Origin of the sequence: Streptomyces sp. NBC_00539, from assembly GCF_036346105.1 — a bacterium.
In the GTDB taxonomy this organism is placed as follows: Bacteria; Actinomycetota; Actinomycetes; order Streptomycetales; family Streptomycetaceae; genus Streptomyces.
Window position 1 is genome coordinate 3905092 of the sequence record NZ_CP107811.1, and the last position, 19277, is coordinate 3924368.

The 19277-nt window shown below is 71.1% G+C and carries 18 protein-coding genes; 9 read left to right on the plus strand and 9 right to left on the minus strand.

Annotation, left to right across the window (positions count from 1 at the left end):
- Positions 1-84 precede the first annotated feature (84 nt).
- Entirely contained in the window at positions 85-792 is a 708-nt protein-coding gene (locus OG861_RS17565) for a DedA family protein (RefSeq protein WP_329196214.1), read from the plus strand.
- Positions 793-878: 86 nt separating this feature from the next.
- Here the strand turns inward: OG861_RS17565 and OG861_RS17570 are convergent, their stop codons facing one another.
- Both OG861_RS17570 and OG861_RS17575 read right to left on the minus strand, forming a co-directional pair.
- Positions 879-2519 carry a threonine/serine ThrE exporter family protein gene (locus OG861_RS17570; RefSeq protein WP_329196212.1) on the minus strand — a complete coding sequence of 547 codons (1641 nt, stop codon included), beginning with the start codon at positions 2517-2519 and terminating at the stop codon, positions 879-881.
- A 275-nt stretch (positions 2520-2794) separates the two neighbouring features.
- A complete protein-coding gene (locus tag OG861_RS17575; protein ID WP_030031597.1) occupies positions 2795-3289 on the minus strand; it encodes an inorganic diphosphatase in 495 nt (164 codons plus the stop codon).
- A gap of 128 nt (positions 3290-3417) precedes the next feature.
- Here OG861_RS17575 and dacB point away from each other — a divergent pair, with 128 nt between their 5' ends.
- The 6 genes from dacB (at position 3418) to folE (ending at position 11041) form a co-directional block, all read left to right on the plus strand.
- Positions 3418-4872, plus strand: a complete 1455-nt coding sequence (gene dacB, locus OG861_RS17580) for a D-alanyl-D-alanine carboxypeptidase/D-alanyl-D-alanine endopeptidase (RefSeq protein WP_329196210.1) — start codon at positions 3418-3420, stop codon at positions 4870-4872.
- 70 nt (positions 4873-4942) lie between these two features.
- A complete protein-coding gene (locus OG861_RS17585) occupies positions 4943-6106 on the plus strand; it encodes a zinc-dependent metalloprotease (protein ID WP_329196208.1) in 1164 nt (387 codons plus the stop codon).
- 292 nt (positions 6107-6398) lie between these two features.
- Positions 6399-7421, plus strand: coding sequence for a tRNA lysidine(34) synthetase TilS (gene tilS, locus OG861_RS17590; RefSeq protein ID WP_329196206.1), 1023 nt, complete (start codon positions 6399-6401; stop codon positions 7419-7421).
- 69 nt (positions 7422-7490) lie between these two features.
- Entirely contained in the window at positions 7491-8051 is a 561-nt protein-coding gene (gene hpt / locus OG861_RS17595) for a hypoxanthine phosphoribosyltransferase (protein ID WP_329196204.1), read from the plus strand.
- A 239-nt stretch (positions 8052-8290) separates the two neighbouring features.
- Entirely contained in the window at positions 8291-10318 is a 2028-nt protein-coding gene (gene ftsH, locus OG861_RS17600; protein ID WP_329196202.1) for an ATP-dependent zinc metalloprotease FtsH, read from the plus strand.
- A 114-nt stretch (positions 10319-10432) separates the two neighbouring features.
- Entirely contained in the window at positions 10433-11041 is a 609-nt protein-coding gene (folE, locus tag OG861_RS17605; protein WP_329196201.1) for a GTP cyclohydrolase I FolE, read from the plus strand.
- Positions 11042-11158: 117 nt separating this feature from the next.
- On the opposite strand, the gene OG861_RS17610 is transcribed toward folE, so the two are convergent.
- From OG861_RS17610 to OG861_RS17635, 6 genes are all read right to left on the minus strand, one after another.
- The gene (locus OG861_RS17610; protein ID WP_329196200.1) at positions 11159-11647 is read right to left on the minus strand and encodes a DUF3180 domain-containing protein; all 489 of its coding nucleotides are present in this window, start codon (positions 11645-11647) and stop codon (positions 11159-11161) included.
- Positions 11648-11702: 55 nt separating this feature from the next.
- The gene (gene folK / locus OG861_RS17615; protein WP_329196198.1) at positions 11703-12311 is read right to left on the minus strand and encodes a 2-amino-4-hydroxy-6-hydroxymethyldihydropteridine diphosphokinase; all 609 of its coding nucleotides are present in this window, start codon (positions 12309-12311) and stop codon (positions 11703-11705) included.
- The gene (folB, locus tag OG861_RS17620) at positions 12308-12667 is read right to left on the minus strand and encodes a dihydroneopterin aldolase (RefSeq protein ID WP_136216387.1); all 360 of its coding nucleotides are present in this window, start codon (positions 12665-12667) and stop codon (positions 12308-12310) included. The genes folK and folB overlap by 4 nt, the downstream gene beginning before the upstream one ends.
- 130 nt (positions 12668-12797) lie before the next feature.
- The gene (locus OG861_RS17625; protein WP_229873896.1) at positions 12798-13184 is read right to left on the minus strand and encodes a nuclear transport factor 2 family protein; all 387 of its coding nucleotides are present in this window, start codon (positions 13182-13184) and stop codon (positions 12798-12800) included.
- Positions 13185-13269: 85 nt separating this feature from the next.
- Positions 13270-14142 carry a dihydropteroate synthase gene (gene folP / locus OG861_RS17630; RefSeq protein WP_329196195.1) on the minus strand — a complete coding sequence of 291 codons (873 nt, stop codon included), beginning with the start codon at positions 14140-14142 and terminating at the stop codon, positions 13270-13272.
- Between the two features lie 79 nt (positions 14143-14221).
- Positions 14222-16075, minus strand: coding sequence for a phosphatidylglycerol lysyltransferase domain-containing protein (locus OG861_RS17635; RefSeq protein ID WP_329196194.1), 1854 nt, complete (start codon positions 16073-16075; stop codon positions 14222-14224).
- Between the two features lie 152 nt (positions 16076-16227).
- On the opposite strand from OG861_RS17635, the gene OG861_RS17640 reads away from it, so the two are divergent.
- Positions 16228-17337, plus strand: coding sequence for an alpha/beta hydrolase (locus OG861_RS17640; RefSeq protein ID WP_329196193.1), 1110 nt, complete (start codon positions 16228-16230; stop codon positions 17335-17337).
- A gap of 79 nt (positions 17338-17416) precedes the next feature.
- Here OG861_RS17640 and OG861_RS17645 read toward each other — a convergent pair whose 3' ends face one another.
- Positions 17417-18379 carry an ABC transporter ATP-binding protein gene (locus OG861_RS17645; RefSeq protein WP_329196191.1) on the minus strand — a complete coding sequence of 321 codons (963 nt, stop codon included), beginning with the start codon at positions 18377-18379 and terminating at the stop codon, positions 17417-17419.
- 171 nt (positions 18380-18550) lie between these two features.
- On the opposite strand from OG861_RS17645, the gene OG861_RS17650 reads away from it, so the two are divergent.
- Positions 18551-19276 (plus strand): ABC transporter permease, encoded by a 726-nt coding sequence (locus OG861_RS17650; protein ID WP_329196188.1) that lies wholly within the window; start codon positions 18551-18553, stop codon positions 19274-19276.
- Position 19277 lies beyond the last annotated feature (1 nt).

Consider the following 19277-nt stretch of genomic DNA (forward strand, 5'->3'; position numbering starts at 1 on the left):
ATAATTGGAACCACCCGTGGTTGAAACCACCCGTGCCGCGCGCCGCGCAGCGGACGTCCCCCGATCCAGGAGAGCCCGGAACTCGTGTACACGCTTGCGCTCGCCCCTGAGTGGCTGTCCCCGGACTATCTGATCTCGAACTTCGGCCTGGTCGGCATCCTGGTCATCGTCTTCGCCGAATCGGGGCTGTTCGCGTTCCTCCCCGGTGACTCCCTGCTGTTCACGGCAGGTCTGCTGGTCGCCAACGGCGAGTACCTCCACGAGCCGCTGTGGCTGGTCTGCACGCTGATCGTGGCCGCCGCGATCCTCGGTGACCAGGTGGGATACCTGATCGGCAAGTTCTTCGGGCCCAAGCTGTTCAGCCGGCCGAACTCCAGGCTGTTCAAGCGGGAGAACCTCGACGCGGCGCACGACTTCATGGACAAGCACGGCCCCAAGGCCATAGTGCTCGCCCGTTTCGTCCCGATCATCCGTACGTTCGCGCCCATGGTCGCGGGCGCCGGCGCGATGAAGTACCGCACTTTCCTGGCGTTCAACGTCATCGGCGGCACCGTCTGGGGCGCGGGCGTGACGCTGCTCGGGTACAACCTGGGCCAGTTCGACCTCATCAAGAACAACATCGAGACGATCTTCATCGGCATCGTCCTCATCTCGGTGATCCCGGTGATCTTCGAGGTGCTCAAGGCGCGCAAGCAGAAGAAGGCCGCCGGCGCCGGGGCTCCGGCCGCCGTGGGCCGCCAGCGGGAGGCCGAACCCCAGGCCTCCGGCCGCGGCCGCCACGCCAAGCGCTGACCGGCCGCCCGCGTACCGGGCCACCGCACGCCCCACGGCGCCCCGGAGGCAAGGCCTCCGGGGCGCCGTCGCGTGCGCAGAGGGGCTCAGAAGCCGCGGGTGCGCTTCGCCGCCCGGCGGGTGGCCGCGCTCGCGGCTCCCGGGATGCGCATGAACAGCCGTGAGGTCTCGGACCCCAGGTTCACGCCGATCGCGATGGCCAGGGCGATGGCGGCGGCGTTCACGAGCGAGGCGAGGCCCTCGTTCAGCCGGTTCTCGGCGATCAGCAGCAGCCCGTAGTACGTCGCCGAGCCCGGGAGCAGCGGGCCGATGGCCGCCGTCGTGTAGGGCAGCGCGGAGGCGAAGCGGTAGCGGGAGAAGAGCTGCCCGAAGAGGCCGACCAGCCCCGCCGCGATCGCCGTGGACGGCACCGGCGGGATGCCGCCCGCGTAGTGAAGGGCCCCGAAGGTCACCCAGGCGACCCCGCCGTTCAAGGTCACGATCCCCACGGTGGAGCGTTCCTGCTGGAGCAGGATCGCGAAGGTGAACACCAGCACCATCGAGGCCGCGATCTGGACCAGCGGCCGCTGCGTGATCAGCAGCACTTCGTCGGGATTGGGCTTCGCGTGCAGCTGGAGCCCGACGTACAGCACCACCAGGACGCCCATGATGATGCCGATGAAGAGGTACATGACCTCCAGCAGCCGGGCGGAGGCGGTGATGTAGAAGCCGGTCAGGCCGTCCTGCACGGCCGCGACCAGGGCCCGCCCCGGAAGCAGCGCGAACAGCCCACCGGTGATCACCGCGGAGGCGCGCACGTCTATGTCGGCGAGCTTGAGCGCCACCCCGATCGCGGCGGGCGGCATCGCGGCCACCACGAACTGGTAGAACTCCGGCAGTCCGCGCCCGGCGCAGAGCCAGGCCAGCCGGTCGCCCAGGACCGCGCCGACGGCGGCGGCGAGGAAGACGAACACCCCACCGCCGACCAGGGTGGAGGCGGCCCCGGCGAGCAGTCCGGCTGCGGCGGTGAGCACCCAGCCGGGGTACGGGTGCCGGTTGCGCCGGATCTCCGCGAGGCGGCGGTAGGCCTCCTCCAGGGACACGTCGATCTCGTGGGCGCTGATGTCGTCCACCAGCCGGTAGACGGCCGCGAGGCGGGTGTAGTCGGTGCCCCGGCGGCGTACGGTCCGGCTCGCCGAGACCGGGTCGCCCACCAGGGAGGGCTGGTGGGTGATCGACAGCAGGGTGAAGGTGACCGTGGGCTCGCAGCGGTCCAGCCCGTAGCTGCGGGCCACGGCGAACATGGCGGCCTCGACGTCCTCGGCCCCCTCGCCGCCCGCGAGGAGCAGCTCGCCGATGCGCAGCGTGAGGTCGAGTACGCGGCCCACGGCGGGCCCGGCCTCGCTCTGCTTCTGCACCTGCTCGGGAACGGGCCGGACGTCCACCGGCATGCGCAGCATGGTGCGCATGCGGTCCTGCCACGGGGACTGCGTCATCGCGGCCATCGGGAAGCCCTGGCCCGGGGTGTACGCGGGCGGCGAGTGCTGGGCGCTGTAGGTGGCCGGGGGAGCGAAAGCGGAACCCTCGGGCTCGGCGGGCTGGGCGGCCAGGCCGTCGGGGACGGCGAACTCGGAGGTCGGCTGGTCCTCTTCGGGCGCGTCGGGGGCCGTCCCGGCCGGCCGGGCGAATGCGCTGTGCGCCTCGTCGGACGTGGGCTTCTTGTCTTCTGCCCCGTCGGCCTCCGCCACGCGTCCTCCAGTCAACGATCACCAGCGGTATCAGTATGCGGAATCGTTTCCTCCCCGGCGAAGCGGAACCCCGTCGCGACCCCGGCACGGAACCCGGCACGGGTGTTGCACCGGGCGCCGGGCGGTACCCGTTGCCCGGACCCGGACCCGGACCCGGACCCGGACCCGGACCCGGACCCGGACACGACGACGGGCGGCGCCCCCTTCGGGGGGCACCGCCCGCGGTGTCACAGGGGTGACGGGACGTCCCGCTCACCCACGTCCGAGCACAGGGCTCAGTGGTGGCCGCCCTGGGCCTCCAGGCGCTTGTACGAGGCCTCGATCTCGGCCTCGGCCTCGGCGCGGCCCACCCAGTTGGCGCCCTCGACCGACTTGCCCGGCTCCAGGTCCTTGTAGACCTCGAAGAAGTGCTGGATCTCCAGGCGGTCGAACTCGGAGACGTGGTGGATGTCGCGCAGGTGCTCGACGCGCGGGTCGGAGGCCGGCACGCACAGCAGCTTGTCGTCGCCGCCCGCCTCGTCCGTCATGCGGAACATGCCGATCGCGCGGCACTTGATCAGGCAGCCCGGGAAGGTCGGCTCGTCGAGGATGACCAGCGCGTCCAGCGGGTCGCCGTCCTCGCCGAGGGTGTTCTCGACGAAGCCGTAGTCCGCCGGGTAGCTGGTGGAGGTGAACAGGCGACGGTCCAGACGGATCCGGCCGGTCTCGTGGTCCACCTCGTACTTGTTCCGCGAACCCTTGGGGATCTCGATGGTGACGTCGAACTCCACGTCCTGCTCCTCCATGATCAGCTTCATGCTTCGAGACTGCATTGATTCAGCGCGCCCGTCCGGCCCAGCCCAACCGGGTGGGTGCCATGCTCGCGGCAAGACGCAATGGTTAAGTGTCCCTCACGCATATGTGTGATCGCGAAAGGGGCTGGTCCGAGGTGCCTCCGGTCAAGACGTGGCAGCTCATCGCGGGGTCGGCCGTCGCCGGCCTCGCCCTGTCGGCCGTGACGGTGGCCGCCGCGGGTCCATGGGACTCCGGCCAGCGTAAGGCCGAGCGGGACAGGGCCGCCTCCTGGAGCCTCATGGGTGGCGCAGATCACGCGGCGGGCTCGCTCCCGCAGGCCGCCCCGAGCGCGCCCGGCGTGCTCGCCGGGATCGGCCCGGGCGTCGCCCGCAAGGCGGGAGCGCCCGACCCCGGCGCTCTGGCGGCCGCGCTGGAGCCCCTGCTGGCCGATCCCGTCCTCGGCACCGCCCGTACCGCCTCGGTCGTGGACGCGGCGACGGGCGAGGTGCTGTACGAGTCCGGGCCGCGCGACGCCATGACCCCCGCCTCCACCGTCAAGATCGCCACCGCTTCGGCCGCCCTGGCCGCCCTGGGGCCCGAGTACCGGATCCGCACCACGGTGGTCCCCGCAGCCGCACCCGGGCAGGTCGTCCTCGTCGGCGGCGGCGACCCCTCGCTCACCGCGATGAAGAAGAGCCCCGCCGGGTCCGGCGGCAGCCTCGTCGCGCTCGCCGCCGACACCGCCCAGGCGCTCAAGGCAGCCGGCACGGACTCGGTGACCCTGGGCTACGACGACTCCCTCTACAGCGGCCCGGTCCGCCACCCGATCGGCGAGAACGACAACCTCGCCCCCGTCACCGCCCTCATGGCCGACGAGGGCCGGCCCGGCGAATCGCCCTCGGGTCCCGTCGAGCGGAGCAAGGACCCCGCCCAGGACACCGCCCGCGCCTTCGCCGCCCTGTTGAAGGAACGCGGCATCAAGGTCACCGCCGACCCGGCGAGGGACAAGGCGCCCGCGGGCGCCCGGCCACTGGCCACCACCTTGTCCGCGCCGCTCGGCGGCCTCGTCGAGCGGATGCTGACCAACAGCGACAACGACATCGCCGAGGCCCTCGCCCGCCAGACGGCCATCGCCTCCGGCCAGCCCGCCAGCTTCGAGGGCGCCGAGAAGGCGGTGACCGCCAAGCTCGCCTCCCTCGGCGTCGACACCGCCGGCGCGCGCTTCGCCGACGGCAGCGGCCTCAACCGGGCCGACAAGGTCAGCAGCAGCCTGCTCACCGGCCTCCTCGTCCGCGCCGCCGACCCGCAGCGGCCGGAGCTGCGCCCGGTCCTGACCGGACTCCCGGTCGCCGGATTCACCGGCACCCTGCGCACCCGCAACACGGGCGGCTCCCAGGCCGCCGGCCTGGTCAGGGCCAAGACGGGGACCCTGAGCGGCGTGAACGCCCTCGCCGGGACCGTCGTGGCCCCCTCGGGGCGGCTGCTGGCCTTCGCGTTCCTGAGCGCGAACGGCCCCGACGGCCCGACCGCCGAGCGGGGCCTGGACAAGCTCGCGGCCGCGGTGGCGGCCACACCGTAGCCGGGGCGGCCCGCGGCCGGCCGCGGCCGGGGGGATCCCGCGGACGGGCCGGTCCACGTACGGTTGACGCATGACGAGCATCGGTGGTGCGGAGATGGTCGACTGGAACCTCGCGGTGGCGACCGCGACCCGGCTGGTCCGGCCCGGCCCGGAGGTCAGCAGGGACGAGGCCCGGGCCGTGGTGGCGGAGCTGCGCGGGCACGCCAGGACGTCGGAACGGCACGTGCGCGACTTCACCCGGATGATGGGCGCGCTGCCCGAGGGGACCACCGTCCACGACACGCCCGTCCTGGTCGTCGACCGGGCGGGCTGGGTGCGGGCCAACGTGGCCGGCTTCCGGGAGCTGCTGGCCCCGCTGCTCGGCAAGATGCGGGAGCGCCGCGGCAACTCCACCGGCGGCGCCGTCTTCGGCGCGGTCGGCGGCAAGGTCACGGGCGTCGAGCTGGGCATGCTGCTGAGCTTCCTGGCCTCCCGGGTGCTCGGCCAGTACGAGACCTTCGCGCCCGCGACGCTCGACCTGCCGGGCTCGGCCCTGAGCGGCGGACGGCTGCTGCTCGTCGCCCCGAACATCGTGCACGTCGAGCGGGAGCTGGAGGTGAACCCGCACGACTTCCGGCTGTGGGTGTGCCTGCACGAGGAGACCCACCGTACGCAGTTCACGGCCGTCCCGTGGCTGCGCGCCCACCTGGAGGGCGAGATCCAGACGTTCCTCGGAGCGACCGAGATGGACCCGATGACGGTGCTGGAGCGGCTCCGCGAGGCCGCCCAGTCCTTCGCCGGTGCCCGGCCCGACTCCGAGCGGGGTGACGAGGGCCGGTCGCTGGTCGACCTGGTGCAGACCCCCGAGCAGCGTGAGGTGCTGGCCCGGCTCACCGCCGTGATGTCGCTGCTGGAGGGCCACGCCGACTTCGTGATGGACGGGGTGGGCCCGGAAGTGGTGCCCTCGGTGGCCGAGATCAGGGAGAAGTTCCAGCAGCGCCGGGCCAGCGGGGCGGGCCACCTCGACGCCGCGCTGCGCAAGTTGCTGGGCCTCGACGCGAAGATGCGCCAGTACCGGGACGGCGAACGGTTCGTCCGCGCCGTCGTCGGCCAGGTCGGGATGGAGGGCTTCAACCGGGTCTGGACCTCCCCGAACACGCTGCCCACCAAGGCCGAGATCGCCAAGCCCGCGGACTGGGTGGCCCGCGTCCACCGCAAGGGGAGCGAGGGGCGCGACGGGAGCGAAGGGGCGTGAACACGCGCACGGCGCGGGGCGCATTGCCGCGTCGGGCAGGTGTGAACTTGTCTCGTTGGGGGAAGCAGCATCACCCTTCCGAGGGACCGTGGGCCGTGGAAGGGCGTGCGATGCTCAGGGAACGGCTCGGTTCTGTCACCATCGACGCACTCTGAGTGACATTCGGAGTGGCGGCCGGCATGAGGGGCGGTTCCCCGCGGGGGGCCGCCACCGATACCGGGCGGACCGAGGACACCCCTGCGCACCACCCCCACGCCTCCGAGGCATCCGAACTCCACGAAGGGCACCGGACATGGGTCCCCATCCTGCGGTCGCGGCGATACGCCTGGCGGTCCGCCGCGTACTCCACGACATCCTGACCGACCTGACAGACCCGGCGGACCGGGACGGCGCCGCGCCGCTCGTCCTCGTCGCCTGCTCGGGCGGCGCCGACTCCATGGCGCTCGCCTCCGCCCTCGCCTTCGAGGCCCCCAAGCTCGGCGTCCGGGCCGGCGGGGTCACCGTCGACCACGGCCTCCAGGCCGGCTCCGACCTGCGTGCCGCCGAGGTCGTCTCCCGCATGACCGCGCTCCGCCTGGACCCGGTGGAGTCCGTCGCCGTGCGCGTCGGCCGCGACGGCGGGCCCGAGGCCGCCGCCCGCGATGCCCGTTACGCCGCGCTGGACGAGGCCGCCGGCCGGCTCGGGGCGGTCGCCGTGCTGCTCGGCCACACGCGTGACGATCAAGCCGAAACCGTCCTGCTGGGCCTCGCCCGGGGCTCCGGCATCCGCTCGCTGTCCGGCATGGCGGAAGTGTCCGGCGGCACCGGCCGCAGCCACCGCTACCGGCGCCCGTTCCTCCACATCGACCGGCAGACCGCCCGCAAGGCCTGCATGGTCCAGTCCCTCCCCGTCTGGGACGACCCGCACAACGCCGACCCCGCCTACACCCGCTCCCGGCTGCGCCACGAGGGGCTGCCCGCCCTCGAGAAGGCGCTCGGCAAGGGCGTCGTCGAGGCGCTCGCCCGTACCGCCCAGCTCTCCCGCGACGATGCCGACGCCCTGGACGCCTGGGCCGCCGACGCGGAGACCCGCGTGCGCGACGAGGACGGCCGCCTGGAGTGCGCGAAGCTGTACGCCCTGCCCCCGGCCGTCCGCCGCCGCGTCCTGCGCCGGGCCGTGGTCGCCGCGGGGTCTCCCGCCGGCTCGCTCTTCGCCCGCCACATCGAGGAAGTCGACCGACTCATCACCGGATGGCGCGGTCAGGGCGCCATCAACCTGCCCGGCCGGGTCGAGGCCCAGCGGCAGGGTGGCAGACTTGTCATCCGGCAGGGCTGATTGGTGCTGAAACGCGGCTGAGTCCTCCGGGGGCACCCACCTCCGGAGTCCCGGCCGACGACGAAAGTGATGCGGGTGGACGTAAAGGACATGGGCGACGACCTCCAGTCGGTGCTCATCACCAAGGAAGAGATCGACGCGAAGCTGGCGGAGCTGGCTGCGAAGATCGACGCGGAGTACGCGGGCAAGGACCTGCTCATCGTCGGTGTGCTCAAGGGCGCCGTGATGGTGATGGCGGACCTGGCGCGCGCCTTGTCCACCCCGCTCACCATGGACTGGATGGCGGTGTCCTCCTACGGCGCCGGGACCCAGTCGTCCGGCGTCGTGCGGATCCTCAAGGACCTGGACACCGACATCAAGGGCAAGCACGTCCTGATCGTCGAGGACATCATCGACTCGGGCCTGACCCTGTCGTGGCTGCTGTCGAACCTGGGCTCGCGCGAGCCGGCCTCCCTGGAGGTCGTCACGCTGCTGCGCAAGCCCGACGCCGCGAAGGTCGCCATCGACGTCCGGTGGGTCGGCTTCGACATCCCGAACGAGTTCGTGGTCGGGTACGGCCTGGACTACGCGGAGAAGTACCGCAACCTGCCCTTCGTCGGCACGCTCGCCCCGCACGTCTACGGCGGCTGACCGGCCCACGGGCCGTGCGGTGAACCCCGTACCCCCGCCCCCGGGGAACCCATGGGAAACCTGTGGGCCCCGGGGAACCTGGCGGCGCTTCCCGCCGTTGGACCAGGGGAAGACGGGACTGTCAGCCGTCCCACGAGGCCGCGGGTGACAATTCAGGGGTACATTCCGAAGAACAGTCTTTACTCACAGCAGCATTTACCTACGGGCAGGAGGGACGGGGCGCCTAGCGCCCCGTATGGATGGACGTGAAGCGATACTTCCGTGGGCCGGTCATGTGGATCGTGCTGGCCGTCCTCGCCGTGGTCGTGTTGATGAACGTCGTCGGCTCCGGCGGCGGCTACAAGTCGGTGGAGACCAGCGAGGTCATCAAGGCGATCAACAGTGGCCAGGTGCAGAGCGCCAAGCTCACCACCGGTGACAGCCAGATGATCAAGATCGAGCTCAAGAAGGACCAGAAGCTCGGCAACAACGACGGCACCAAGTTCCAGGCCAACTACATCGGGGACCAGGGCGTCCAGCTCGCCCAGAACCTCCAGACCAAGTACGAAGCCGGTCAGATCACCGACGGGTACACCGTCTCGCCGGACAAGACCAGCCCGTTCCTGAGCGTGCTGTTCTCGCTGCTCCCGTTCGTCCTCATCGTCGTCGTCTTCTTGTTCCTGATGAACCAGATGCAGGGCGGCGGCTCCCGGGTGATGAACTTCGGGAAGTCCAAGGCCAAGCTCATCACCAAGGACACCCCGAAGACGACGTTCGCCGATGTCGCGGGCTCCGACGAGGCCGTCGAGGAACTCCACGAGATCAAGGAGTTCCTCCAGGAGCCGGCGAAGTTCCAGGCCGTCGGTGCCAAGATCCCCAAGGGCGTGCTGCTCTACGGCCCGCCCGGCACCGGCAAGACCCTGCTCGCGCGTGCCGTCGCGGGCGAGGCCGGTGTTCCCTTCTACTCGATCTCCGGTTCCGACTTCGTCGAGATGTTCGTCGGTGTCGGCGCCTCGCGCGTCCGCGACCTGTTCGAGCAGGCCAAGGCCAACGCGCCGGCGATCGTCTTCGTCGACGAGATCGACGCCGTCGGCCGGCACCGCGGTGCGGGTCTCGGCGGCGGTCACGACGAGCGCGAGCAGACCCTCAACCAGCTGCTGGTCGAGATGGACGGCTTCGACGTGAAGGGCGGCGTCATCCTGATCGCCGCCACGAACCGTCCCGACATCCTCGACCCGGCGCTGCTGCGCCCGGGCCGCTTCGACCGGCAGATCGCGGTCGACCGTCCGGACATGCAGGGCCGTCTGGAGATCCTCAAGGTCCACCAGAAGGGCAAGCCGGTCGCTCCGGACGTCGACCTCTCGGCCGTCGCCCGTCGCACCCCCGGCTTCACGGGTGCCGATCTCTCCAACGTTCTGAACGAGGCCGCGCTGCTCACGGCCCGCTCGAACAAGAAGCTGATCGACAACCACATGCTGGACGAGGCGATCGACCGCGTCGTGGCGGGCCCGCAGAAGCGGACCCGGATCATGTCGGACCGGGAAAAGAAGATCACCGCGTACCACGAGGGCGGTCACGCCCTGGTCGCGGCGGCCTCCCCGAACTCCGACCCGGTCCACAAGATCACCATCCTGTCCCGCGGCCGGGCCCTGGGTTACACCATGGTCCTGCCCGACGAGGACAAGTACTCGACCACGCGCAACGAGATGCTCGACCAGCTCGCGTACATGCTGGGCGGGCGCGCGGCCGAGGAACTGGTCTTCCACGACCCGACCACGGGCGCGGCGAACGACATCGAGAAGGCCACCGCCACCGCGCGGGCCATGGTCACCCAGTACGGGATGACCGAGCGGCTGGGCGCGATCAAGTTCGGCGGCGACAACACCGAGCCGTTCCTGGGCCGCGAGATGTCGCACCCGCGGGACTACTCGGAAGAGGTCGCGGCGCTGGTCGACGAAGAGGTCAAGAAGCTCATCGAGACCGCGCACAACGAGGCCTGGGAGATCCTGGTCGAGAACCGGGACGTCCTGGACAACCTCGTGCTGGCGCTGCTGGAGAAGGAGACGCTGGGCAAGGAGGAGATCGCGGAGATCTTCTCCACGATCGTGAAGCGCCCGGCCCGTCCGGCGTGGACCGGTTCCGCCCGCCGTACCCCCTCCACCCGTCCGCCGGTGCTCTCTCCCAAGGAGCTCCAGCTGACGAACTCGGCGAACGGCGCCTCGGCGGCGTCCCCCGCGGTGTCGGTGGAGAAGGCCCCCGAGGTCGCTCCGGAGGACCGCGCCGAGTAGTCGGTGCGGCCCGACGGGCCCCGGAATGCATGCCGCGCCCCCCAGGTTCTAGCCTTGGGGGGCGCGGCACTTTCACATGCCCGCGAGCGCTGTGCACACAGGAACGAGGAAGACATGACCGACCCAGTGACCCTGACCGGTGGCGAGGGCACGATCGGCGCGTTCGACGAGAAGCGCGCCGAGGCGGCCGTGCGCGAGCTCCTGATCGCGGTCGGTGAGGATCCCGACCGTGAGGGTCTGCTGGAGACGCCGGCCCGGGTGGCGCGCTCGTACAGGGAGATATTCGCCGGCCTGTGGCAGAAGCCGGAGGAGGTCCTGACGACGACCTTCGACCTCGGCCACGACGAGATGGTCCTGGTGAAGGACATCGAGGTGATGAGCTCCTGCGAGCACCACCTGGTGCCCTTCCACGGCGTGGCGCACGTCGGCTACATCCCGTCCACGGACGGCAAGATCACCGGCTTGTCGAAGCTCGCCCGCCTCGTGGACGTGTACGCCCGCCGTCCGCAGGTGCAGGAGCGGCTGACGACGCAGGTCGCGGACTCGCTCATGGAGATCCTGGAGCCGCGCGGCGTCATCGTGGTCATCGAGTGCGAGCACATGTGCATGACCATGCGCGGTGTCCGCAAGCCCGGCGCGAAGACCATCACCTCGGCGGTCCGCGGCCAGCTCCGCGACTCGGCCACCCGCAACGAGGCGATGAGCCTCATCATGGCCCGCTGACCCGGTGCACTGACCGCCGGCCGTGCCCGAACGCGCCCGGGAGCCGCTGAGCGCGGGGCCGGCCACGTCGCGCCCGAGCGGCCGGGTCCCGCGTACGGAGCGGGCCCCGGCGGGGCGTCAGGCGCGGGCCTGGGACTGTGGGGTGGTGTCGTCGTCCTCGGGGAGTTTCAGGACGTGCTCCAGGAACAGGGCCGCGGCGATGACCGCCGCGCCAGCCAGGACGGAGCCGCCCGCGTACCAGGCCTGGTCGCGGCGGACGGGGACGTCGAGGGAGTCGGTCAGCAAGAACACGCCGACGCCCCCGTACATGCCTGCCACCAGGGCCGCGACCAGGGCGCTGGCCTGCCCGAACACCACCGCTCGGGCCGCCATCAACGGCTCGACGCCCTTGGCTCCCGGCCGGCGCTCGCGCTGCGCCTTGAGCCGGCTGCGCATCGAGAGCCCCGTCGCGAAGAGGATCACCGCGATCACCGCGAGGACGATCGGCGCGGCCAGCGGGACGCCCGGCAGGGTGCCGTAGGTGTTCCACAGCCGGGCGCCCGCCCAGGACAGCACCCCGGCGACCACGAAGATGCCCGCCAGGACCGCCGGCCTCAGTTGCTTCACGTGCCCGTTCCCCGCTTTCTGAGCCGCTTTTCGTCAGCAGTGAACAGGCTAACGACTACTCGGGGAGGTGGAGTTCCAGGTCCGGGCGCGGCGCGACGCCGGTGAGGCCGATTCCGGCCAGCAGTGCGGAGACCGCTCCACGGCCCGGGAGCTGGGCCTCGGGGTCGATGTCGTGCCACGGCGCGAGCACGAAGGCCCGCTGGTGGGCCCGCGGGTGGGGGAGGGTCAGGACGGGGTCGTCCGAGACGACATCGGCGTACGCGACGATGTCGACGTCGATCGTGCGCGGCCCCCAGCGCTCCTCGCGGACGCGGTCGAAGGCCTCCTCGATGGCGTGCCCGCGCTCCAGCAGGGAGGAGGGGGGCAGCGTGGTCTTCACGGTGACGACCGCGTTCAGGTACGAGGGCTGGGAGCCGGGCGCGACGCCCCACGGCTCGGTTTCGTAGACGGGCGAGACGCCCTTGACCCGCAGGCCCGGGGTGTCGCCGAGGGCGTCGATGGCGCCCTGGAGGGTCTCCAGCCGGTTGCCGAGGTTCGCGCCGAGCGCGATGACGGCCCATTTCGGGTTGGACAGCGTCGTGTCCGCCGCGTCGACCGCTTCCACCACCGAGGCGGGAACGGGCTGGACGGTCGGGTCGCTCTGGGCGCTGAGTCCGTTGTTCATGCGCGGCTCCGGGTGATCGTGATGGTCACGTCGTCGAAGGGGACGGTGATCGGCGCGTCCGGCTTGTGGACGACGACCTCGACCTGCGCCACCGCTTCGTGCTTGAGGCACTGCTGGGCGATCCGCTCGGCGAGGGTCTCGATCAGGTCGACCGGCTCTCCCTGGACCACGTCGACGACTTCCTCGGCCACCACCCCGTAGTGCACGGTCTTGGCCAGGTCGTCGTCGGCCGCCGCGGGACGGGCGTCGATGTGCAGCACCAGGTCGACGATGAAGGTCTGGCCTTCTTCGCGTTCCCGGGGGAAGACGCCGTGGTGCCCGCGAGCCTTGAGGCCGCGCAGCGCGACACGATCCACGCGAATCACTCCTGTTTCGTAGGTGCTTCCGGCCCCGGGACTCCCCGGGGCCATGGTCCTGCGCCGAGTGCGGTCGGCGTCGTCCACCTTCGAATTTACCTGCGATAAACCTCCGGCCCCGCCCATGGGGTCAGTCGGTGTCCTCTTCGTCCTCATCTTCGGAGTCCGTAAGGACGGGGGATCCGTGGTGGGACCACAGGCGCCAGCCCTCGGATGTGCGTCGGAACACATTCGTGGCGACGACCAGCTGACCGACCAGCGGACCCAGCTCCCCGCCGTCCTCCGCGGGGCCGCCGCTGAGGATGTTCTCGGTGCAGGTGACCAGCGCGGTGTCGCCGAGCACGGCCACCTTGGTGTCGGTGAGGAAGAACTGGATGTACTCCGTGTGGGACATGATCAGGGCGTACGAGCGCAGCACCTCGCCGCGGCCGGAGAGCACCGGCCAGCCGGGGTGCACGCAGGAGATCTCGTCCTCCAGCCAGAGTGCCGACAGTGCGTCGAAGTCCCCCTGCTCCATGGCCTCGTAGAAGGCGGTGTTGATCTCTTCGACGGCCTCGATGTCGGTACGGCTCACCGTGCCCCTTCCCGGTCGGTCTGACGGATCACAGTGCCCCTTCCACGGCGCGGGCCACCCGAACCGCGTCGGCGCTCGCCCGTACCTCGTGGACCCGTACCGCCCAGGCGCCCTGGTGGGCGGCGATGGCGGACACGGCGGCCGTGGCGGCGTCCCGCTCGCGGGCGGGCGGCGGGGTGCCGCCCCCGGGCCCCGCGAGGACCCGTCCGAGGAAACGCTTCCGCGAGGCGGCGACCAGCAGCGGGAAGCCCAGCTCCCGCAGCTCGCGCAGGTGGGCGACGAGGGCCAGGTCGTGCTCGGCGTTCTTCGCGAAGCCCAGGCCGGGGTCGACCACGAGGCGCTCGGGCGCGATGCCGCCGGCGATGACTGCGTCGATGCGGTCCCGCAGCTCGGCGGTGACCTCGGCGAGGACGTCCCCGTAGACGGCGAGGCTGTTCATGCCGGCGCTGAAACCGCGCCAGTGCATGACCACGAACGGCACCTCCGCGGCGGCCACCGCCGGGATCATGCCGGGATCGGCGAGCCCGCCGCTGACGTCGTTGACCAGCCGCGCACCGGCGGCGACGGCCTGGGCCGCGACCTCCGCGCGCATGGTGTCGACGGAGACGACGATCCCCTCGGCGGCCAGGCCGCGCACGACGGGGACGACGCGGCGCAGCTCCTCCTCGGCGTCGACGCGGCTGGCGCCGGGCCGGGTGGACTCCCCGCCGACGTCGACCAGGTCGGCGCCCTGGGCGACGAGGTCGAGCCCGCGCTTGACGGCGGCGGTGGTGTCGAACCAGCGGCCGCCGTCGGAGAAGGAGTCGGGGGTGACGTTCACGACGCCCATGACCCCGCAGCGGTCCCACTCCGGCAGGCCCGTCACCCGGCCCCTGGCGGTGGCCCCGTGGTTGGTGTTCATAGCTCAAGGGTAGGGCCCGTGCCCCGGCCGTTCGGCGTACGGGGACGGGCCCTGGGGGCGCGCGAGCAGGACGTACCGGCTACGCGGCCTGCACCTCGCGCTCGCCGGGCTGGGCCGGTACCGCCGCACCGTCCGTGTGGGCGCAGGGGCGGACCTGCTTGGGCGGGCGGCGGCTCGCGAAGAGCCGGGGCAGGGCCAGCGTCACGAAGCCCTCGGCCTGCATCACGGCGAAGCCGATGCGGGGCAGGTCGCGGGTCTGCCGGTAGACCATGAAGCGGGGTTCCCAGCGCGGGCGGAACTTCTCGTTGAACTTGTACAGGGACTCGATCTGGAACCAGCGCGACAGGAAGACCAGCAGGCCGCGCCACATCCGCAGCACCGGTCCGGCGCCGATCTTCTCGCCGCGGGCCAGGGCCGCGCGGAACATCGCGAAGTTCAGGGAGACCTTCTCGATGCCGAGCTCCGGGCAGGCCCCGAGGGCGGCGACGATCAACAGTTCGTTCATGCCGGGGTCGGCCGCGCGGTCGCGGCGCATCAGCTCCAGGGACATGCCGTCCTTGCCCCAGGGGACGAAGTGCAGGATGGCCTTGAGGTCGCCGAAGGGGCTGGTGTCGCCCTCCTCCACGCGGTGCGCGGTGGCGATGAAGCAGTCCCCGTCGCCCGGGTCGCCGACCCGGCCCAGCGCCATGGAGAAGCCGCGCTCGGTGTCGGTGCCGCGCCAGGCCTCGGCGGCGCCGCGGACCTGCTCCAGCTCCTCCTCGGTCAGCTCGCTGACCCGGCGGACCTTGGTGGTGTAGCCGTTGCGTTCGATGCGCTTGACCATCTGGCGGACGTTGCGCATGGCGCGTCCGGCGAGGGAGAAGTCTTTGACGTCGACGATCGCCTCGTCACCGAGTTCCAGGGCGTCCAGGCCGGTCTCACGGGTCCAGACCTCGCCGCCGGTCTCGCTGCATCCCACGACGGCGGGGGTCCAGGAGTGGGCCTTGGCCTCCTCCATGAACCGCTCGATGGCGCCGGGCCAGGCCTCGACGTCGCCGACCGGGTCGCCGGAGGCGAGCATCACGCCGGAGACGACGCGGTAGGTGACGGCGGCCTTGCCGCTGGGGGAGAAGACGACGGCCTTGTCGCGGCGCAGCGCGAAGTGGCCGAGCGAGTCGCGGCCGCCGTGCTTGGCCAGCAGCTCGCGCAGCTTGGTCTCGTCGTCGGCGGTGAGCCGGGCGGCCGGGTGCTCGGGGCGGAAGGCCAGGTAGATGGTGGTGACCGCGGTCAGCATGCCGAGCGCGCCGAGGGAGTAGCCGACGGTCCAGGAGACGCGTCCGGCGTACTCGACCGGGCCCTCGAAGCCGAAGAGCCCGTAGACGACGTGCGTGATCTGCTCGTACAGGCTCGGGTTGCCGACGACCTTGTTCGGGTGGACGTTGACGATGACCAGGCCGAGGCTGATGGAGCCGGCGCTCATCAGGACGAAGTTGGCCAGCGCCTTCCAGCGGCTGCGCGGGTCCGGGAGCGCCTTGAACTCACTCTGGTGGCGCAGCAGCAGGGCCAGGAGCACCGCCGCGATGACCACGCCGATGACGGAGTGCCGGTATGTGAATTGCGCCACCGCGCCCGCGGGCAGCAGGACCACCGCGGCCCGCCAGGCACGCCGCTTGCGCCGCTTGAGGCCGTGGGCCAGCAGCAGGATCAGTACGCCCGCGCTGATGGACAGCGCGGCGGCGAACGGACCCAGGGAGCCGGGCAGCACCTCGGTGAACGAGTGGAACCGGCTGTGCCGGAATCGCGGGAAGACACCCGCCGCGATGTCCAGAAGGCCGACGATCATGACGGCCGTACCTACCAGGCCGGGCACCGACTCCGGCTGGGGTCCGCGGAAGATTCGGCGGACCGCCTTCGGAACCTGTCCCGACTTATCGCCATCTATCCTGCTAGACATCGCTTCCCGTTGCTCCGCGAGAGATCATATGGCCGAAGGCCGCGACAGCCTCCGGAGTGTGGTGCGTCCCCTAGGACGACATCGAGGGCGAGCGGGTTCACTCTTCCGTCGAGAAAAACTAGTCCTGCCACCAGAAAGTCGACTGACTGCTCATGGGTCTCACCAGTAATACGGTTCTGGTCCTGGCCATCATCCTCGGTGTGCTGCTCTTCGCGGCCACCGTGTGGTTCTGGCCGCGGCTCTCGGGCCGCACCTGGCGTGCGTTGCTCGGCCGGATCGGCCTCCTGCTCGTGACCCAGCTGGCGCTCTTCGCGGCGGTCGGCCTGGCGGCGAACAAGTCCTTCCTCTTCTACGGTTCTTGGGCCGACCTGTTCGGCCAGCAGACGTCCATGGGCAAGGTCGTCGACCACTCGATGAGCACCAAGGACATCAAGGTCGTCGACAAGCAGAGCCTGGACGTGCCCGGCGGCGCCAAGCCGCAGGTCGGCGGTCAGATCCTGAAGGTTGCCATAACCGGCCCCAAGTCGCAGATAACGAGCCCCGGGTACGTGTGGCTGCCGCCGGAGTACTTCCAGCCGCACTACAAGAACAAGAACTTTCCGGCCTCCATCGTGCTGACGGGCTACCCGGGCACGGCCGAGAACCTGATCAAAGGGCTGAACTACCCGATGACGGCCTTCAAGCAGGCCAAAGCGGGCAAGATGCAGCCGATGATCCTCGTGATGCTGCGCCCGACGATCGCGCCCCCGCGCGACACGGAGTGCGTGGACATCCCGGGCGGCCCGCAGACCGAGACCTTCTTCGCGCAGGACCTGCCGCAGGCGATCCAGAGCACCTTCCGGGTGGGCAAGAAGCCGCAGAACATGGGCTTCATCGGCAACTCCACGGGCGGCTACTGCGCCCTGAAGATCGCCGCGCACTACCCGCAGACCTTCGGCGCCGGTGTGGGCCTGTCCGCGTACTACCAGGCCGCCGACGACCCGACGACCGGTGACCTGTTCAAGGGCGACGACAGGCTCAAGAAGCGCGCCGACGTCCTGCACAGCATCGAGCACAAGAAGCCGGCCGGTACGTCCTTCCTCGTCACGACCAGCGAGAAGGGCGAGGACAACCTCGGCGACACCAAGAAGTTCATCAAGCTGGTCAAGGGCTCGGACCGGGTTTCCTCGATCATCCTCGACAGCGGCGGCCACAACTTCAACACCTGGCGCCGCGAGATCGCGCCGATGCTGGTGTGGCTGAGCGGCCGGATGCAGGCCTGACGTGGGCCGCCGGCGGGGTTCCGGCGGGGGGAGCGAGGAGGGTGACCGGCCCTGACGGCCGGTCACCCTCCTTTCGCGTTCACGCCTCCTGGAGCTGGGCCCGGCGCAGCGCCCGGTGCACGGCCCCGGGGGTCAGTACGCCGAGCAGCGCGCCGGAGTCCGGGTCCGTGACCCCGATCCGGCCGGAGTCCTCCTGGAGCAGCGCCGCGAGCGCCTCGCGCAGCGTGGCCCCCAGCGGCACGTCGGCGGCCGGGGCGGTGCCGTCGGCCGGAGACAGGTCGGCCGTGTCCACGGGGGTGACCGCGAGCCGCTTGAGGCCGCGGTCGGCGCCGACGAAGGAGGCCACGTACGCGGTGGCGGGCGCGGCCAGCACCACGGCCGGGCGGGCGAACTGCTCGATGGTGCCCGCTCCGTAGACGGCTATGCGGTCGCCGAGCCGGATCGCCTCCTCCAGGTCGTGCGTGACCAGCAGGATCGTCTTGCGCACGGTGCGCTGGAGCTCCAGGAACTCGTTCTGGAGGTGTTCGCGCACCACCGGGTCCACGGCGCCGAACGGCTCGTCCATCAGCAGAACCGGCGGATCGGCGGCGAGCGCGCGGGCCACGCCGACGCGCTGGCGCTGGCCGCCCGACAGCTGCTCCGGGTACCGGTCGCCGAACACCGACGGGTCCAGTCCGACGAGTTCGAGGAGCTCGGCGGCGCGGGCGCGGGCCTTGGCCTTGGGGGTGCCGATGAGCTGGGGCACGGTGGCCGTGTTCTCCAGCACCGTCTTGTGCGGGAACAGCCCGACCTGCTGGATGACGTAGCCGATGTGCCGCCGCAGTTCGACGGGGTCGGCGGCGGAGACGTCCTCGCCGTCCAGCAGGATCCGGCCGGAGGTCGGCTCGATGAGCCGGTTCACCATCTTCATGGTGGTCGTCTTGCCGCAGCCGGAGGGGCCGACCAGCGTGACCAGCTCACCCTCCGCCACCTCGAAGGACAGGTCCTCGACGGCCGTGGTCCCGTCGGGGTAGCGCTTGGTCACGTGCTCGAATCGGATCACCCCGCCATCTTTCCTCACTCCGGGGGCATGGTGTGTGAAGGGTGTGTTGCCCGCGTGCGAAGGATTCCGGCCATTGTCGGTGCCGGGGGTTATGGTCGGTTCCGGCCGCGTCCCCCGCGCGACGGGGCCTTGATCGAAAACGTATGCGTCCGGTGAGAGGGGGTGGGCAGGGTGGACAAGCGGAACTGCCTCGTGGACAACGACTGGTTCTGCTGGGAGTACGTCACCTCCCGCTCCCAGGAACTCACCGACGCCACCGTCCAGCACGTCTGGATCACCGCCGTCTCGGTGCTGATCGGTCTCGCCGTGTCGGTGCCGCTCGCGCTGCTGGCCCGCCGGGGCCGCCGCTGGGCCGCTCCCGTCCTCGGTCTGACCACCCTGCTCTACACGATCCCGTCCCTCGCGATGTTCTCGCTGCTGCTGCCGTTCTTCGGGCTCTCGGCGGCGCTGGTCGTCACCGGGCTGGTGCTGTACTCGCTGACGATCCTGGTCCGCAATGTGATGGCCGGCCTGGCGGCCGTGCCGGATGACGTACGGGAAGCGGCGCGCGGGATGGGGTACGGACCGGGCCGCCTGCTGTGGCAGGTGGAACTGCCGCTGGCACTGCCCGCGTTGCTGGCCGGGGTACGGATCGCCACCGTGTCGACCGTGGCCCTGACGACCGTCGGCTCCATCGTGGGCAAGGGCGGGCTGGGCAACCTCATCGCCCCCGCCGTGAACAGCTCCTTCAAGGCGCAGGTGCTCACCGCATCCGTGCTGTGCGTACTGCTCGCGCTGGTGGCGGACCTGCTGCTGCTCGGCTTGCAGCGGCTGCTCACGCCGTGGACCCGGGCGGGCCGCGCGCGCAAGGCGACGACCCCGGACGTTCCCGTGCCGGTCCCGGCCGAGGGGGTCTGAG

Excerpts from the sequence above, each read along its gene's own strand:
- ftsH (WP_329196202.1), top strand. The coding sequence starts at position 8,291 with ATGGACGTGAAGCGATACTTCCGTGGGCCGGTCATGTGGATCGTGCTG.
- folK (WP_329196198.1), bottom strand. The coding sequence starts at position 12,311 with ATGAACAACGGACTCAGCGCCCAGAGCGACCCGACCGTCCAGCCCGTT.
- folP (WP_329196195.1), bottom strand. The coding sequence starts at position 14,142 with ATGAACACCAACCACGGGGCCACCGCCAGGGGCCGGGTGACGGGCCTG.
- dacB (WP_329196210.1), top strand. The coding sequence starts at position 3,418 with ATGTGTGATCGCGAAAGGGGCTGGTCCGAGGTGCCTCCGGTCAAGACG.
- OG861_RS17625 (WP_229873896.1), bottom strand. The coding sequence starts at position 13,184 with ATGGAGCAGGGGGACTTCGACGCACTGTCGGCACTCTGGCTGGAGGAC.
- OG861_RS17635 (WP_329196194.1), bottom strand. The coding sequence starts at position 16,075 with ATGTCTAGCAGGATAGATGGCGATAAGTCGGGACAGGTTCCGAAGGCG.
- hpt (WP_329196204.1), top strand. The coding sequence starts at position 7,491 with ATGCGGGTGGACGTAAAGGACATGGGCGACGACCTCCAGTCGGTGCTC.
- OG861_RS17585 (WP_329196208.1), top strand. The coding sequence starts at position 4,943 with ATGACGAGCATCGGTGGTGCGGAGATGGTCGACTGGAACCTCGCGGTG.
- folE (WP_329196201.1), top strand. The coding sequence starts at position 10,433 with ATGACCGACCCAGTGACCCTGACCGGTGGCGAGGGCACGATCGGCGCG.
- OG861_RS17640 (WP_329196193.1), top strand. The coding sequence starts at position 16,228 with ATGGGTCTCACCAGTAATACGGTTCTGGTCCTGGCCATCATCCTCGGT.
- tilS (WP_329196206.1), top strand. The coding sequence starts at position 6,399 with ATGGGTCCCCATCCTGCGGTCGCGGCGATACGCCTGGCGGTCCGCCGC.